This window comes from Mycobacterium angelicum, assembly GCF_002086155.1.
Lineage (GTDB): Bacteria > Actinomycetota > Actinomycetes > Mycobacteriales > Mycobacteriaceae > Mycobacterium > Mycobacterium angelicum.
Genome location: NZ_MVHE01000003.1, coordinates 211,490 through 227,219 on the forward strand (window position 1 = coordinate 211,490; position 15,730 = coordinate 227,219).

The window sequence follows — 15,730 nt, forward strand, 5'->3', positions numbered from 1 at the left end:
GGCGATCGCAAGCGCGGCTAAGCCGGGCGCTGATCAGCCGAGCAGGGCGTCGACGAACGCGGCGGGTTCGAACGGCGCCAGATCGTCGGGCCCCTCGCCCAGTCCGACCAGCTTCACCGGCACCCCGAGCTCTTGCTGGACGCGGAAAACGATGCCGCCCTTGGCCGTTCCGTCCAGCTTGGTCAGTACCGCGCCGGTGATGTCGACGACCTCGGCGAACACCTTGGCTTGGGCCAATCCGTTCTGCCCGATGGTGGCGTCGAGCACCAACAGCACCTCGTCGACCGCTGCGCGGCGGGTCACCACCCGCTTGACCTTGTCGAGTTCGTCCATCAGGCCGACTTTGGTGTGCAGCCGCCCGGCGGTGTCGATGACGACGACGTCGGCGCCGGCGGCGATGCCCTTGTCGACCGCGTCGAAGGCGACCGAGGCCGGGTCGGCGCCTTCGGCGCCGCGCACTACCTCCGCGCCCACCCGAGAGGCCCAGGTCTGCAGCTGATCGGCCGCCGCGGCGCGGAAGGTGTCGGCGGCGCCGAGCACGACCCGGCGGCCGTCGGCGACCAATACCCGCGCCAGCTTGCCAACCGTGGTGGTCTTGCCGGTCCCGTTGACGCCGACGATCAGCAGCACCGAGGGGTGGTCGGCGTGCGGCAGGGCACGGATGGAGCGGTCCATGTCCGGCTGCAGCTCCTTGATCAGGACGTCGCGCAGCACGGCTCGTGCGTCGGCCTCGGTGCGGACATTGCCGCTGGCCAGCCGACTGCGCAGCTGCGATACCACCGACTCGGCGACCACCGGCCCCAGATCGGCGACCAGTAGCGTGTCCTCGACGTCCTGCCAGGAGTCTTCGTCCAGGTCGCCGCCGCCGATCAGGCCGAGCATGCTGCGTCCGAGTGCGTTCTGCGACTTGGCGAGCCGCCCGCGCAGCCGTTCCAAGCGACCTTCGGGCGGCTCGATCGCCTCTACTTCGGGTACTTCGGGACGGACCTCCGGCGCCGCCGGCTCGGGTTCGGGCTCGAGATCGGGAAGCTGGACCTCGGAGATGGTGCGCTTGGGCGCGTCGCGCGGGATGGTCGCATCGTCGCCGACGGCCGGCAATCCGCTGGTATCGATGCGGTCGGCCGGGGCCACCGGCTCGACGGTCGGTGTCTGGCTGAAGGTGATGCCCGACGACGCGGTGTAGCCACCCGACCGATCGATCGCACCGGTTTCGGGCCGCGACAGGCTGATCCGGCGGCGGCGGTAGCGCACCAGGCCGAACACCAGGGCGGCGATGACGACCAGGGCGGCAACGACCGCTATGGCGATCCACAAACCTTCCGACACGCGGACAAACCTTCCTTAAGAGGAACTTCCCACCAGACGATCGACCTGCTGTCCCCGGATGCGCTGCGAGATGACCGCGGTGATGCCGTCGCCCTGCATGGTCACGCCATAGAGGGCGTCGGCGACTTCCATCGTGGGCTTCTGGTGCGTGATGATGATGAGCTGCGAGCGGTCCCGCAACATCTCGAACAGTCCGATCAGCCTGCGCAGGTTCGTGTCGTCGAGAGCGGCCTCCACCTCGTCCATGATGTAGAACGGCGACGGGCGGGCCCGGAATATGGCGACCAGCATCGCCACCGCCGTCAGCGCCTTCTCACCGCCGGACAGCAAAGACAGCCGGGTGACCTTCTTGCCGGGGGGACGCGCCTCGACCTCGATTCCGGTGGTGAGCATGTCGTCGGGTTGGGTCAGCCGCAGCCGGCCTTCCCCGCCGGGGAACAGTGCGGTGAAAACCGTTTGGAATTCCCGCTCGACGTCGACGAACGCGTCGCTGAACACCTGCAGGATGCGGGCGTCAACCTCGGCGACGACGTCCAGCAGGTCTTTGCGGGCTGCCTTGACATCTTCGAGCTGGGTGGACAAGAAGTTGTAGCGCTCCTCCAGCGCAGCAAACTCCTCCAGAGCCAGTGGGTTGACCCGGCCCAGCTCGGCCAGCTCACGCTCGGCGCGCTTGGCCCGGCGCTCCTGGGTGGTGCGGTCGAACGGCATCGGCGCGGGCGCGACCACCTGCTCGCCGCGCTCGCGGGCCTGCTCGAATTCGGCCATCTCGAGGTCGCTGGGCGGCAACGGAACCTCCGGCCCGTACTCGGCGACCAGATCGGCCGGCGCCATGCCGAATTGCTCGAGCACCATCTGCTCGAGCTGCTCGATGCGCAGCGCCGCCTGGGCGTTTGCCACCTCGTCGCGATGCAGCGAACTGGTCAGCGCGGTCACCCGGGAGCTCAGCGTGTTCGTCTCTTCGCGCACGGCAGCCATCGCCGCCGACCGTTGCTGGCGCTCGGCGGCCAACTCGTCGCGAAGACGCGAAGCGGCGTCGACCACGCGGTTCAACCGCGACGCCAGCAGCCGTCCGGACTCGGCGACCGCTGCGGCCACCGCCGCCGCGCGCAACCGGGCGGCCCGCGCCTGCTCGGCGCGGATCCGCGCCTCGCGTTCGGCCGCGGCCGCGCGGCGCAGCGAATCGGCCCGCCCGCGCACCGCATTGGCACGTTCCTCGGCGGTCCGCACCGCCAGCCTGGCCTCCACCTCGATGCTGCGAGCCGAATCCGCGGCGGCGGCGATCGCCTGACGATCGATGGGCTCGGCGGCGTCCACCTGCTGGGTCTCCTGCGCATTGCGCAACCGCGTCTCGAGTTCGGAAACCTCGTCCAACGTCTGCGCCCGGCCGGCTTCCAGCTGCTCGCGCTGCTGCACCAGCCTGGTCCACTCCTCATCGGCGCCGCGCGCATCCTGACCCAGCCTGCCCAGCTGCTCATACATCGCCGAGATCGCCGTGTCGGATTCGTTGAGCGCGGCCAAAGCCTGCTCGGCCGAGTCCTGCCGGGCGGCCTGTTCGGTCAATGCGCCCGAGAGCGCCGCGCTCAGCTGCGCCACTTGCGCTTCGGCGGCGGCCAGTTCGGCGCGGGCCTTGTCGATCTCGGAGGTGAGTTCCAAGGTGGACAGCTTGCGGTCGGAACCGCCGCTCACCCAGCCCGCGCCCACCAGGTCACCGTCCAGGGTGACCGCGCGCAACCGCGGCCGCGCCGCCACCAGATCGAGCGCCTCGGCCAGGTCGTCGACCACCGCAACGTCGGAAAGCATCGCGACCAGGGCGCCGCGTAGCCACGACGGCGCCTCGACCAGGTCGAGCGCCCACACGCCGCTGCCGGGAAGTCCGGGCCGCACGGTTTCGTCGGGAGCGGGCCAGTCGCTGACGACGAGGGCCGCGCGGCCGCCGTCGGCTTGCTTGAGCGCGGTGACGGCGGCGCGCGCCGAGCCCAGGCTGTCGGCGGCCAAAGCGTCGGCGGCCGACCCGAGCACGGCCGCGAGCGCCGCCTCATGGCCCGACCGCACCTTCACCAGCTGGGCCAGTGACCCCAAAAGCCCTGTGCCACTGTGATTTCGGGCCAGCCAAGCGGCACCGTCCTTGCGCTCCAGGCCCACCGAGAGCGCATCGATACGGGCCCGCAGCGATGCCACCTCGCGTTCGGCGCCGCGCTCGGCCGCCTGCAGCTCGGCAACGCGTTCGTCGGCCAGCCGCAACGCAGCCACCGTCCGCTCGTGCTGCTCATCCAGGCCGACCTCGCCCTGATCCAGTTGACCGACCCGGCCCTGCACGCTCTCGAACTCCGCACGGGTGTGCTGGGCGCGCGCGGCGGCGTCCTCGATCCGCTCGGACAACCGCGCGACGCTGTCATCGATCGATTCGACGCGCGCCCGCATGGTCTCCACCTGCCCGGCCAGCCGGGCCAGTCCCTCACGCCGGTCCGCCTCGGCGCGGACCGCCGCCAGATGGGCACGGTCGGCCTCGGTCGCTTGGCGTTCGCGCTCGGCCAGTTCGGCCCGGGCGGCGTCCAGCTGGGCGCGCGCGGCGGCCAGCTCGGCGAGCAGCTGCTGCTCGGCGACGGCCACCTGCTCGGCTTCGGCTTCCAGCGCATCGGGGTCGGTGTCACTGGGTGCGGCCGGCTCGACGTCGAGATGGTGGGCGCGTTCGGTGGCGATACGCACAGTGGCGCCCACCCGCTCGGCCAGCGCGGACATGCCGAACCAGGTGTGCTGGATCGACTCGCCGCGGCTGGTCAGTTCGGCCAGCGCCGCTTCGTGGGCGGCCAGCTCCTCGGCTGCCACCGAAAGCCGTGCCGCGGCCTCGTCATGCTCGCGGCGCATGGCGGATTCGGCCTCGAAGATCGCTTCCCGCTCGGTGCGACGGCTCACCAAATCGTCGGCGGCCAGCCGCAGCCGGGCGTCGCGCAAGTCGGCTTGAATGGTTTGCGCTCGTCGGGCCACCTCGGCCTGACGTCCCAGCGGTTTGAGCTGACGGCGCAGCTCTGTGGTCAGATCCGTGAGCCGGGCCAGGTTCGCCGACATGGAGTCGAGTTTGCGCAGGGCCTTTTCCTTGCGCTTGCGGTGCTTGAGCACGCCGGCGGCTTCTTCGATGAACGCGCGGCGGTCCTCGGGCCGCGACTGCAGGATCTCATCGAGCTTGCCCTGGCCGACGATGACGTGCATCTCGCGACCGATGCCGGAGTCGCTGAGCAGCTCCTGGACATCCATCAAACGGCAACTGCTGCCGTTGATTTCGTATTCGCTGGCGCCATCGCGGAACATCCGCCGGGTGATCGATACCTCGGAATACTCGATCGGCAGCGCGTTGTCGGAGTTGTCGATGGTGACGGTGACCTCGGCGCGGCCCAGCGGCGCGCGCGACGAGGTGCCGGCGAAGATGACGTCCTCCATCTTGCCGCCGCGCAGGGTCTTCGCCCCCTGCTCCCCCATCACCCACGCCAGCGCGTCGACCACGTTGGATTTGCCGGAGCCGTTGGGCCCGACGACGGCGGTGATGCCCGGTTCGAAACGCAGAGTCGTCGGCGCCGCGAAGGATTTGAAACCCTTCAGCGTCAGACTCTTGAGGTACACGAGGGGCCAGATTACCGCTGGGCCAAATGGCGGTGACCCGGCGCGCCCGGCTTCGCGCGCTTGCGATCACCGCTCGACGAATCCGCTGAACTGTTCGGTGGGCTCCGACCAGTCGGCGACAACGTTGTCCACCCGGCCCGGAGTGCTGCCGCCGCGCAGTAATTCCAGCAGTTTCTCGCCGGCCTCACGCGGCCCGTTGGCAACCACCAGCACACGGCCGTCGGCCTGATTGGCCGCGTAGCCGGTCAGCCCCTGCTCGAGCGCGCGGCAGCGCGTCCACCAGCGGAAGCCGACTCCCTGCACCTGCCCGTGTACCCAGGCGGTCAGTCGCACGTCAGACATCGGCGACCTCGAAATTGACGGTGGTACCCGACTTCAGCGTGCGTCCAACCGTGCACACCAGGTCGACGGCCCGCTCGACGACCACGCGCAGCCGTTGCTTCTCGTCGTCGCTCATGCCCGACAGGTCGAGCTCCAGCGTCTCCTCGAGCAACGGATAGCGCTCCTGGTCGCGGTCGGCCGCGCCGGACACCCGGACGACGGCTTTGAAGTCGTCGCCGAGCCGACGGGCCAGCGGCTGGTCACTGGACATGCCGCTGCAGGCGGCAAGCGCAATCTTGAGCAGCTCGCCGGGGGTGAATACACCCTCGACATCCTCGGAACCGACGAGTACCTGCGCTCCACGCGAGCTGTATCCGGTGTAGCGGCGGGTGCCGGTGCGTTCCACCCAGAGTTCCGTCATGGCTTCTTTCTTACCGCGCGCCGGAGGCGCGAGCGTGCATGGAATGCCGAGCTCACCGGCGTGTCGTTGGACAAACACGCACGCTCGGCGCACGACGCTACTGCCGGGGTGGCGGCTGGCACTTCGGACAGTAGAACGACGAGCGGTTCATGAACTTCTCCCGGCGCATCACCGCGCCACAGCGCCGGCAGTTTTCGCCCTCGCGGCCGTAGGCGTCCAGCGATCGGTCGAAGTAACCCGACTCGCCGTTGACGTTGACATACAGCGAATCGAACGAGGTGCCGCCCTTGACCAGCGCTTCGCGCATCACCTCCGCCGCGGCGTCCAGGACGGCCGCCAGCTGCTTGCGGGTCAGTGTGGCGGCCACCCGGGCACCGTTCACCTTGGCCCGCCACAGCGCTTCGTCGGCGTAGATGTTGCCGATGCCCGACACCACCTGCTGATCGAGGAGTTGACGTTTGAGTTCGGAATGCTTGCGCCGCAACACATTAACCACGGCGTCGGCATCGAAGCGCGGGTCGAGCGGATCACGCGCCAGGTGCACGACCGGAACCGGCACCACGCTGCCGTCGACGGTGGTGAGGTCGGCCAGCAGCCAGCCGCCGAAGGTCCGCTGGTCGGCGAAGCTCAGCACGGTCCCGTCGTCCAGCAGTGCGGAGATCCGGACGTGTTCGGCGCGCGGGACGGTGCCCAGCAACATCTGCCCGCTCATACCCAGGTGCACCACCAGGGCCTCACCGGAATCCAGCGTCAGCCACAGATACTTGCCGCGGCGGTCGGTTCCGGTGATCCGCACGCCGAGCAGCCGCGCGGTCAGGTCGGCGGGACCGGCTTCGTGGCGGCGCACCGCGCGCGGATGGTGCACCCGAACGGCCGTGATCGTTTTGCCCAATACGTGGGCTTGCAAGCCGCGGCGTACCACCTCGACTTCGGGCAGCTCGGGCATCTAAACCGAGGTTTTGCCGGCGACGGCGCTGTCCAGCACATTCCAGGCGGCCGCCGCGGCCTTCTGCTCGGCTTCCTTCTTGGAGCGGCCCACCCCCGAGCCGTATTCGGTGTCCATCACGACGACCACAGCGGTGAATTCCTTGTCGTGATCCGGGCCGGTGGAACTGACCTGGTACGACGGCGGCCCCAGTCCCCGTGCGGCGGTCAACTCCTGCAGGCTGGTCTTCCAGTCCAGGCCGGCGCCCAAGGTGGGCGCGGCGTCCAGCAGCGGCCCGAATAGCCGCAGGATCACCTCGCGCGCGGTCTCGATACCGTGCTGCAGATAGATGGCGCCAAGTAGCGATTCCATCCCGTCAGCCAGGATGCTGGACTTGTCGGCTCCGCCGGTGTTGGCCTCGCCGCGGCCCAACAGCACGTGCACGCCAAGGCCCCCCTCGGGCAGGCTGCGCGCGACATCGGCGAGCGCCTGGGTGTTGACCACGCTGGCGCGAAGTTTGGCCAAGTCGCCTTCGGAACGGTCGGGATGGCGGTGAAAGAGTTCGTCGGTGATGGTGAGCCCGAGTACGGCGTCGCCGAGGAACTCCAACCGCTCGTTGGTGGGCAGTCCGCCGTTTTCGTAGGCATAGCTGCGGTGCGTCAACGCCAGGGTCAGCAACTCCTCGGGCAACTCGACGCCGAGCGCGTCGAGCAGCGGCTGTCGTGCCGGGGTCACCGCTGGCCCTCGGGGTTGTCCGGAGTGATCATGCCGGCCAGCTTGGCCCACCTGGGGTCGATCTGTTCATGGTGGTGACCAGGCTCGCTGGCCAGCGCGATTCCGCACTGCGGGCACAGTCCCGGACAGTCGGGCCGGCACACCGGCGAGAACGGCAGTTCCAGGCCGACGGCATCGATGATCGGCTGTTCGAGGTCGATCCGCTCGTCGACGACGTGCCCAACCTCGTCTTCCTCGGTGGTCTCCTCGGTGGCGCTGTGCGGGTAGGCGAACAGTTCGGTCAGACTGACCTGCACGCGTCCCTGGATCGGGGTCAGGCAGCGGGAGCACTCACCGGTGGTGGGCGCGGCCACCGTCCCGGTCACCAATACTCCCTCGGAGACCGATTCCACCCTCAGGTCCAGGTCCAGCGGTGCACCCTGCTCGATCGCGATCAGCTCCACGCCGATGCGCGCGGGACTGTGCACCGTGTCCTGCACCGTGAACATGGCTCCTGGCCGTCGTCCCAATCGTGCGATGTCGAGCACCATCGGCTTAGCCAGAGTATGCAGAGGGCGACGTGATGTCTGAGCTCGCTGCCTCGCCATAGGGGAAATCCTACGGCGCGCGGCGTGAAGTGCTAGGGGTCCGTTCACCCGCGCGTAATCATCGCGCGGCGTGAACGCGCTCAGCGTGTCGCGTAGTCGTGAGTGCCGGCGGCGGTGCGAAGTTGGTGACGCCCCCGCCCGACCGAGCGGAGCGTGCCGTTGAGGAATTCCTCGAATTCGGCGAGCTTGTTGTCGACGTAGATGTCGCATTCGCCGCGCAGCCGGTCGGCTTCGGCGTGTGCGGTGTCGATGAGGCGGGTGGATTCCGCATTGGCCGCCTGCACCACCTCGTTTTGCGAGACCAGGCGCTGTTGCTCCTTGATACCTTCCTGCACGGCCTTCTCGTAGGAGATGTTGCCGTTCTCGATGAGCCGGTCGCATTCCGTCTTGGCACGGCTGACGCTGGCTTCGTACTCCCGTTTGGCCGAGGCCGCGATGCGCATCGCCTCCTCGCGCGCCTCGCCGACCATGCGCTCGCTGTGCTGGCGCGCTTCACTCACCATCCGATCGGCCTGAGCTTTCGCGTCCGAAAGGATCCGGTCGGCCTCGGCCCGGGCGTGGTTGAGCATCGAGTCCGATTCGGTGGTCGCCGAGGACACCATGGAGTCGGCGTGGGTCTTCGCGTCGTGCAGCATCGAATCGCGCGCGTCGAGGACATCTTGGGCGTCGTCGAGTTCGCCGGGGATCGCATCTTTGATGTCGTCGATCAGTTCCAGCACATCGCCGCGGGGCACGACGCAGCCCGCGGTCATCGGCACGCCACGGGCCTCTTCGACAATGGCGCCCAATTCGTCGAGCGCTTCAAAGACTCGGTACACGGCCATACCCTCCTGGCATCGTTTTGTTGTTACCAGTGTGCCTGGTGTTACATCTGTGACGACGGTGCGTGCGTCGGTGTGTCGGGCCCAATTTCACATTTCGCCGTCTCTTGCTGCCAGCGTATCGCCGGGACCGTCCGCAGGCCCGGCCGAAGCATGGAGCTGCTGACGGTATGCTGGGCGCGGTGATGGGGCGGGCGAACAACGATAAAAGGTGAAATGACGACCACGCCCACGCTCTATATTTTCCCGCACGCCGGGGGCGACGCGAAGTTCTACGTTCCATTCGCCAAGGAGTTCTCCGCCGATCTGAAGCGAATCGCCGTGCACTACCCCGGCCAGCGAGATGGCGCCGGCCTGCCGCCGCTGGCGAGCATTCCCGCCTTGGCCGATGACATTTTCGCGATGATGAAGCCCTCCAGCCGAACGGAGGAGCCGTACGCGTTCTTCGGTCACAGCATGGGCGGACTGCTCGCCTTCGAGGTGGCCCTACGATTCCAAAAGGCCGGCCATCGAGTCGTCGCCCTCTTCCTCTCGGCGTGTTCGGCGCCGGGACATATCCGCTACAAACAGATTCAGGGCATGACGGATCGCGAAATGCTGAATCTCGTTGCGCAAATGACGGGGACCAACCCTGAGTTTTTTGAGGACGAGGAATTTCTGGTAGGGGTGCTGCCCACCTTGCGCGCGGCCCGTGCCATCGCCGGCTATAACTGTCCCCCCGAGACACGGTTGTCGTGCCCGATTTATGCATTCATCGGGGACAAGGATTGGATTGCCACCCCGGACGACATGGAGCCATGGCGAGAGCGAACGACTTCGGAGTTCAGGCTTCAGCTATTTCCCGGAGATCACTTCTACCTCAGTAGCCATTTGCCAGAGCTGGTCGGTGAGATACAGGACCGAACACTCGAATGGACTGAACAGGCTTAGCTGCGGCCAAAATCTGGCCCTACGTCCGGCGGAGCCGAACCCCCTGCGTGCCATACCGGCCGGCCGGCGCCGGAAGTTCGCCGCGCCGCGAGCCCCGCCAGCGCTGCCCGGCGCGTCCCGGCGGAGCCCTCCGGCCGCCCGTGCGGCGATGGGAAGGGCGCCCTTATGTACGTGGGCCGGCACCCCCGCGAGACGTGTTAGTGTCGTCACAACGGGACGCTGGTCCCAAAAGAACTGGCGCACCGTGCCAGAAAATACGGCTCAACTCTCACAAGACTGAACATCCGTCACTGATGTATCAAAAGTCACAACAACCACACAGGGCAACCCAGGCGAGAAGCTTAGTCGCAGGTGAGAGGGCCAGAAGGCGTGTCGATGACATTGGCGATGGCTGTGGGTAGCGTGTGTATTTTGCAAATACTGCACGCACCCGTCACCAGAGGTGCTTACCTTATTTATAGGGCCTAGTAGTACGGGGAAACGGGGATAGTCTTAGGGGCGATCAACTGACGGAACGCGGGCGTGCTGCGGTAGAGATGGCTGCGTAATCGTCAGAGCGGCCTGGTCAGCTCAGACCAGCAGGTTGCAGAGGGCAAGGAAGTCCCCTGCGCGATCCAACCGGCGGCCCACCGGGGACGAATCATAGACAACTGCAGGCAGTCGAATAGGAGCGTAACGCGATGCCGGTGACGGATCCTTCCCTCCCAGCTTTGCTGCGGGAGCGGGCCGAGCAGCAGGCCGATGCCACCGCGTACACGTACATTGACTACGGATTAGACCCTAAAGGGTTTGCTGAGACTTTGACGTGGGCACAGATCTACGGTCGCGCTTGCATTATTGCTGAGGAACTCAAACTATGCGGCGCGCCCGGTGACCGGGTAGCGATTTTGGCGCCGCAGGGTCTGGAATACGTCATCGCTTTTCTCGGCGCGCTGCAAGCCGGGTTTATTGCGGTCCCACTGTCGACCCCGCAATACGGAATTCACGATGATCGCGTTTCCGCGGTGCTGCGCGATTCGCAGCCGGTCGCCATTCTGACGACTTCGTCGGTGGTGGGCGACGTGACGAAATACGCATGCGCGCAGAACGGGCAGCCCGCCCCGTTCGTCATTGAAGTCGATCTGCTCGATCTGGACACACCGCGCGACCTTCCCTCCTTCCCGCAGCTGTCCACCGGCGCCGCCTATCTGCAATACACGTCCGGATCGACACGCACACCGGCCGGCGTCATCGTGTCGCACAAAAACGTCGTCGCCAATGTGACGCAGAGTCTCTACGGCTATTTCGGGGATCCGGCAAAGATTCCGAGCGGGACGGTGGTGTCCTGGCTGCCGTTGTTCCACGACATGGGTTTGATTCTCGGAATTTGCGCACCATTGGTCGCCGGGCGCAGCGCGATACTGCTGAGCCCCATGTCATTCCTGCGCCGCCCGGCCTGCTGGATGCAACTGCTTGCCACCAGTGGAAAGTGCTTTTCCGCTGCACCCAATTTCGCTTTCGAATTGGCGGTGCGACGCACGTCCGACGACGACATGGCCGGGCTCGACCTGGGCAACGTCGAGGGCATCGTTAGCGGGAGTGAACGTATTCACGTCGCAACGGTGAAGCGTTTCACCGAGCGTTTCGCTCCGTACAACCTCAGCCCCACCGCGGTACGGCCTTCTTACGGGCTGGCCGAAGCCACCCTGTACGTGGCGGCGCCCGAAGCCGGGACCGTGCCCAAGACGGTCCGGTTCGACTACGAGCATTTGACGTCCGGAGAGGCCAGGCCCTGCGGAACCGAGCGTTCGGTCGGTACTGAACTGATCAGCTATGGCTCGCCCGATCCGTCGTCGGTGCGAATCGTCAATCCCGAGACCATGGTCGAGAATCCGCCGGGCAAAGTCGGCGAAATCTGGGCGCACGGCGACCACGTGGCCATGGGTTATTGGCGCAAGCCGGAGCAGACCGCACGCGTCTTCAACGCCAAGCTGGTCAACCCCGCGCCGGGTACCCCGGAGGGACCATGGCTGCGCACCGGAGATCTGGGCGTCATGTCCAACGGCGAGCTGTTCATCATGGGGCGGATCAAAGACCTGCTGATCGTGGACGGGCGCAACCACTACCCCGACGACATCGAGGCCACGATTCAGGAGATCACCGGCGGCCGGGTTGCGGCCATCGCCGTGCCCGACGACATCACCGAACAACTGGTCGCCATCATCGAACTCAAGCGGCGCGGGGCTTCCGCTGAGGAGGCCATGCTCAAACTGCGCTCGGTGAAGCGTGAGGTCACCTCGGCAATATCGAAGTCGCACAGTCTGCGCGTGGCCGACCTGGTGCTGGTATCACCGGGTTCGATTCCCATCACCACCAGCGGCAAGGTCCGGCGTTCGGCCTGCGTCGAGCGATACCGCAGCGACGGATTCAAGCGGCTGGATGTGACCGTATGACGGCGAGCGTTCGTGGCGAATCCGACCTTCGCCACTGGCTCGTCGACTACCTGGTTACGAATATCGGCTGCACACCCGACGAGGTGGATCCGCATCTGTCGCTGGCCGACCTCGGCGTGAGTTCACGTGACGCAGTGGTGCTTTCGGGTGAGCTGACGGAGTTGTTGGGCAGAACGGTATCCCCGATCGACTTCTGGGAGCACCCGACGATCAACGCCCTCGCCGCATATCTCACCTCCCCCGAGCCCGATCCAGAATCCGAGGCCGCGCAGAAGCGCCCGGCGCGAAACTCGCTCGACGAGCCGATCGCGGTCATCGGGATGGGATGCCGCTTCCCCGGCGGGATAACCGGACCAGAAGCGTTGTGGGAGTTCCTCTGTGAACGCCGTTCCTCGATCGGACAAGTCCCCGCGCAGCGGTGGGAGCCGTTCGAGAGCGTGTCGCCGGAGGTGGCCGCGACGCTGGCCCGCACCACCCGGTGGGGCTCCTTCCTGTCCGACATCGATGCCTTCGACGCAGAGTTTTTCGAGATCTCCCCCAGCGAGGCCGACAAGATGGACCCGCAGCAGCGCCTGCTGCTGGAAGTGGCCTGGGAAGCGTTGGAGCACGCGGGAATTGCGCCCAGCTCGCTGCGGCGCACGCAGACCGGTGTATTCGCCGGTTCCTGCTTAAGCGAATACGGTGCCATCGCATCCACGGATCTGTCGCAGGTGGACGGCTGGAGCAACACCGGCGGCGCCATGAGCATCATCGCCAACCGGCTGTCGTATTTCCTTGACCTGCGCGGCCCCTCGGTGGCCGTGGACACCGCATGCTCGTCCTCATTGGTCGCGATCCATCTGGCCTGCCAGAGCCTGCGCACCGAGGACTCCAACCTGGCGATCGCGGCCGGTGTGAATTTGTTGTTGTCCCCGGCGGTGTTTCGCGGGTTCGATCAGGTTGGCGCGTTGTCGCCGACGGGTCATTGCCGTGCCTTCGACGCGGCGGCCGACGGGTTCGTGCGCGGTGAAGGCGCCGGGGTGGTAGTGCTCAAGCGGTTGACCGATGCGCAGCGTGACGGCGACCGGGTGCTGGCCGTCATCTGCGGCTCGGCGGTCAACCAGGACGGTCGCTCCAACGGGCTGATGGCGCCCAATCCCGCGGCCCAGATGGCGGTGTTGCGTGCCGCTTACACCAACGCCGGGATGCAGCCCAACGAGGTCGACTACGTCGAGGCGCACGGGACCGGAACTCTGTTGGGTGATCCCATCGAAGCCCGCGCGCTCGGCACGGTGCTGGGTCGCGGACGTTCCGAGGAGTCTCCCCTGCTCATCGGCACCGTCAAGACCAACCTCGGCCACACCGAGGCGGCGGCCGGGATCGCCGGCTTCATCAAGACGGTGCTCGCGGTGCAGCGCGGCCAGATTCCGCCCAATCAGCGTTTCGAAAGCCCGAATCCGCACATCCCCTTTGCCGATCTGCGCATGAAAGTTGTTGCAGAACAACTGGAATGGCCGGAGACGGGGCATCCACGCCGCGCCGGTGTTTCGTCGTTCGGATTCGGCGGCACCAATGCGCACGTGGTCATCGAGCAGGGCCAAGAGATATATGCGGCACCCGAGCCGGTAGCCGATCCCGCGGTGTCAACGCTGGTGGTTGCGGGCAAGACGCCGCAGCGAGTGGCCGCGACGGCGGCGGTGCTTGCCGATTGGATGGAGAGCGCCGGCGCCGACGTGGCGCTGGCCGATGTCGCCCACACGGTCAACCATCACCGTTCCCGGCAGGCGATGTTCGGGACCGTCGTGGCACGCGAGCGCGGCCAGGCGGTCGCCGGATTGCGGGCGCTGGCCGCCGGCCAGCACGCGCCCGGCGTCGTCAACCCGCAGGACAGCCCGCCCGGTCCAGGAACGGTCTTCGTCTACTCCGGCCGCGGCTCGCAGTGGGCCGGCATGGGCCGCCAATTGCTCGCTGACGAACTCGCTTTCGCCGCCGCCGTCGCCGAACTGGAACCGGTGTTCTTGGAGAACGCCGGCTTCTCGCTGTACGACGTCATCGCCGGCGGCACGGAATTGGTCGGCATCGAGCAGATCCAGCTGGGCCTGATCGGCATGCAACTGGCACTCACCGGCCTATGGCGCTCTTACGGCGTGCAGCCCGACGTGGTTATCGGCCACTCGATGGGCGAGGTCGCCGCTGCCGTGGTCGCCGGGGCGCTCACCCCGGCCGAGGGGCTGCGGGTGACCGCTGTCCGCTCGCGGCTGATGGCCCCGTTGTCCGGACAGGGCGGCATGGCGCTGCTAGAACTCGACGCGGCCGCGACCGAGGCGCTGATCGCCGACTACCCGCAAGTCACGCTGGGCATTTACAACTCGCCGCGCCAGACGGTGATCTCCGGACCCACCGAGCAGATCGACGAACTGATCGCCCGGGTCCGCGCCAAGGACCGGTTCGCCAGCCGGGTCAATATCGAAGTGGCCCCGCACAATCCGGCCATGGATGCGCTGCAGCCCGCGATGCGCGCGGAGCTTGCTGATCTCGCCCCGCGCACCCCGGCCATTCCGATCATCTCGACGACGTACGAAAACCTGGACAGCACTGTGGTTTTCGATGCCGAGCACTGGGCCACCAACATGCGCAACCCGGTGCACTTCCAGCAGGCCATCACCGCCGCCGGAACCGACCACCACACGTTCATCGAGATCAGTGCACATCCGCTGCTGACTCAGGCGGTGCTCGAGACGTTGCACACCGTGCAGCACGGAAGCAAGTACTCCTGCGTCGGCAGCCTGCAGCGCGACAACGACGACACCATCACCTTCCGCACCAACCTCAACACGGTCCGCACCTCACACCCGCCGCAGACGCCGCATCCGCCCGAGCCGCACCCACAGATCCCCACCACGCCCTGGCACCACACCCACCACTGGATCAATACCTCGTCCGTGGCGTTGCAGCTTCCGGCGACCCAACACCAAAGCGGTGCTGCGCCAAGCGCTCCCGTGGCCACCGAGTATCTGGATGGGGCGCTGGACGAGTGGTGCTATCAGGTGGACTGGCCCACCAAGCCACTGGATGCCAAGCCGCTGAAGGCCGAAGCCGCGACCGGCCGCTGGCTGGTGGTCGCCGACCCCGGCCTGGGTGCCGAACTGGGCCGGATCGCCGGCGAGCAATCGCACGTCGCCGTGCTGGAATCGGTCGCGGACCGGGCCGCGCTGCTCGACGCACTCGAAGGCGTCGACCACGTCGTGTACGCACCGCCCGCGGGCCAGGCCCTCGATGTGACACTGGCTTACGGGAAGTTCCACCAGTTGCGCGCGCTCGCCGCGGCTCTAGCCGAAAAGCAGGCCGAAAAGCCGGGCGCTGCAAAGCTGTTCGTCGTCAGCCGTAATGCCCAGCCGGTCACCGAAGGCGACCGGGCCAATCCCGCGCACGGCGTGCTGTGGGGCCTGGGGCGCACGCTGGCTCTGGAACACCCCGAAATCTGGGGCGGCATCGTCGATCTGGACGAGTCGGTGCCCGCCGAACTGGCAGCGCCGCAGCTGCTTGACGAAGTCGCCGGCAGCGACGGCGAAGACCAGGTGGTCTACCGCTGGGGTGTGCGGCATGTGGCACGGCTGCGCCGTCGCGCCGTGCCCGCC

10 protein-coding genes and 1 pseudogene are annotated in these 15,730 nt (G+C 67.1%); 3 read left to right on the forward strand and 8 right to left on the reverse strand.

Going from position 1 to position 15,730, the window contains the following annotated elements:
* Positions 1–33: 33 nt before the first annotated feature.
* From ftsY to sepIVA, 8 genes are all read right to left on the reverse strand, one after another.
* Positions 34–1,326, reverse strand: a complete 1,293-nt coding sequence (gene ftsY / locus BST12_RS03760; RefSeq protein ID WP_083111662.1) for a signal recognition particle-docking protein FtsY — start codon at positions 1,324–1,326, stop codon at positions 34–36.
* 15 nt (positions 1,327–1,341) lie between these two features.
* On the reverse strand, positions 1,342–4,941 hold the full coding sequence (gene smc, locus BST12_RS03765; protein WP_083111663.1) for a chromosome segregation protein SMC: 3,600 nt from the start codon (positions 4,939–4,941) through the stop codon (positions 1,342–1,344).
* Between the two features lie 66 nt (positions 4,942–5,007).
* Positions 5,008–5,283: an acylphosphatase gene (locus BST12_RS03770; protein WP_083111664.1), complete on the reverse strand. Its 276-nt coding sequence runs from the start codon at positions 5,281–5,283 to the stop codon at positions 5,008–5,010.
* Positions 5,276–5,683: an OsmC family protein gene (locus tag BST12_RS03775; RefSeq protein ID WP_083111665.1), complete on the reverse strand. Its 408-nt coding sequence runs from the start codon at positions 5,681–5,683 to the stop codon at positions 5,276–5,278. The genes BST12_RS03770 and BST12_RS03775 overlap by 8 nt, the downstream gene beginning before the upstream one ends.
* A gap of 97 nt (positions 5,684–5,780) precedes the next feature.
* Positions 5,781–6,629, reverse strand: coding sequence for a DNA-formamidopyrimidine glycosylase (mutM, locus tag BST12_RS03780; RefSeq protein ID WP_083111666.1), 849 nt, complete (start codon positions 6,627–6,629; stop codon positions 5,781–5,783).
* Positions 6,630–7,343 carry a ribonuclease III gene (gene rnc, locus BST12_RS03785; protein ID WP_083111667.1) on the reverse strand — a complete coding sequence of 238 codons (714 nt, stop codon included), beginning with the start codon at positions 7,341–7,343 and terminating at the stop codon, positions 6,630–6,632. It lies immediately after the preceding gene.
* Positions 7,340–7,930, reverse strand: coding sequence for a YceD family protein (locus BST12_RS03790; protein WP_083111668.1), 591 nt, complete (start codon positions 7,928–7,930; stop codon positions 7,340–7,342). Before BST12_RS03790 ends, rnc begins: the two co-directional genes overlap by 4 nt.
* 80 nt (positions 7,931–8,010) lie before the next feature.
* Complete coding sequence (gene sepIVA, locus BST12_RS03795) at positions 8,011–8,748, reverse strand: cell division protein SepIVA (protein WP_083111704.1); 738 nt, start codon at positions 8,746–8,748, stop codon at positions 8,011–8,013.
* A 219-nt stretch (positions 8,749–8,967) separates the two neighbouring features.
* Here sepIVA and BST12_RS03800 point away from each other — a divergent pair, with 219 nt between their 5' ends.
* From BST12_RS03800 to BST12_RS34790, 3 genes and pseudogenes are all read left to right on the forward strand, one after another.
* Positions 8,968–9,681, forward strand: coding sequence for a thioesterase II family protein (locus BST12_RS03800; protein ID WP_083111669.1), 714 nt, complete (start codon positions 8,968–8,970; stop codon positions 9,679–9,681).
* A gap of 680 nt (positions 9,682–10,361) precedes the next feature.
* On the forward strand, positions 10,362–12,113 hold the full coding sequence (gene fadD26, locus BST12_RS03805) for a long-chain-fatty-acid--AMP ligase FAAL26/FadD26 (protein ID WP_083111670.1): 1,752 nt from the start codon (positions 10,362–10,364) through the stop codon (positions 12,111–12,113).
* Positions 12,110–15,176: pseudogene (locus tag BST12_RS34790) on the forward strand (type I polyketide synthase); the annotation flags it as partial. The gene fadD26 and the pseudogene BST12_RS34790, both read left to right, overlap by 4 nt.
* Positions 15,177–15,730 lie beyond the last annotated feature (554 nt).

Bases quoted from the DNA above. Each gene is read 5' to 3' on its own strand.
- BST12_RS03770 (WP_083111664.1), bottom strand. From the start codon at position 5,283: ATGTCTGACGTGCGACTGACCGCCTGGGTACACGGGCAGGTGCAGGGA.
- BST12_RS03775 (WP_083111665.1), bottom strand. From the start codon at position 5,683: ATGACGGAACTCTGGGTGGAACGCACCGGCACCCGCCGCTACACCGGA.
- mutM (WP_083111666.1), bottom strand. From the start codon at position 6,629: ATGCCCGAGCTGCCCGAAGTCGAGGTGGTACGCCGCGGCTTGCAAGCC.
- BST12_RS03790 (WP_083111668.1), bottom strand. From the start codon at position 7,930: ATGGCGAGGCAGCGAGCTCAGACATCACGTCGCCCTCTGCATACTCTG.
- BST12_RS03800 (WP_083111669.1), top strand. From the start codon at position 8,968: ATGACGACCACGCCCACGCTCTATATTTTCCCGCACGCCGGGGGCGAC.
- fadD26 (WP_083111670.1), top strand. From the start codon at position 10,362: ATGCCGGTGACGGATCCTTCCCTCCCAGCTTTGCTGCGGGAGCGGGCC.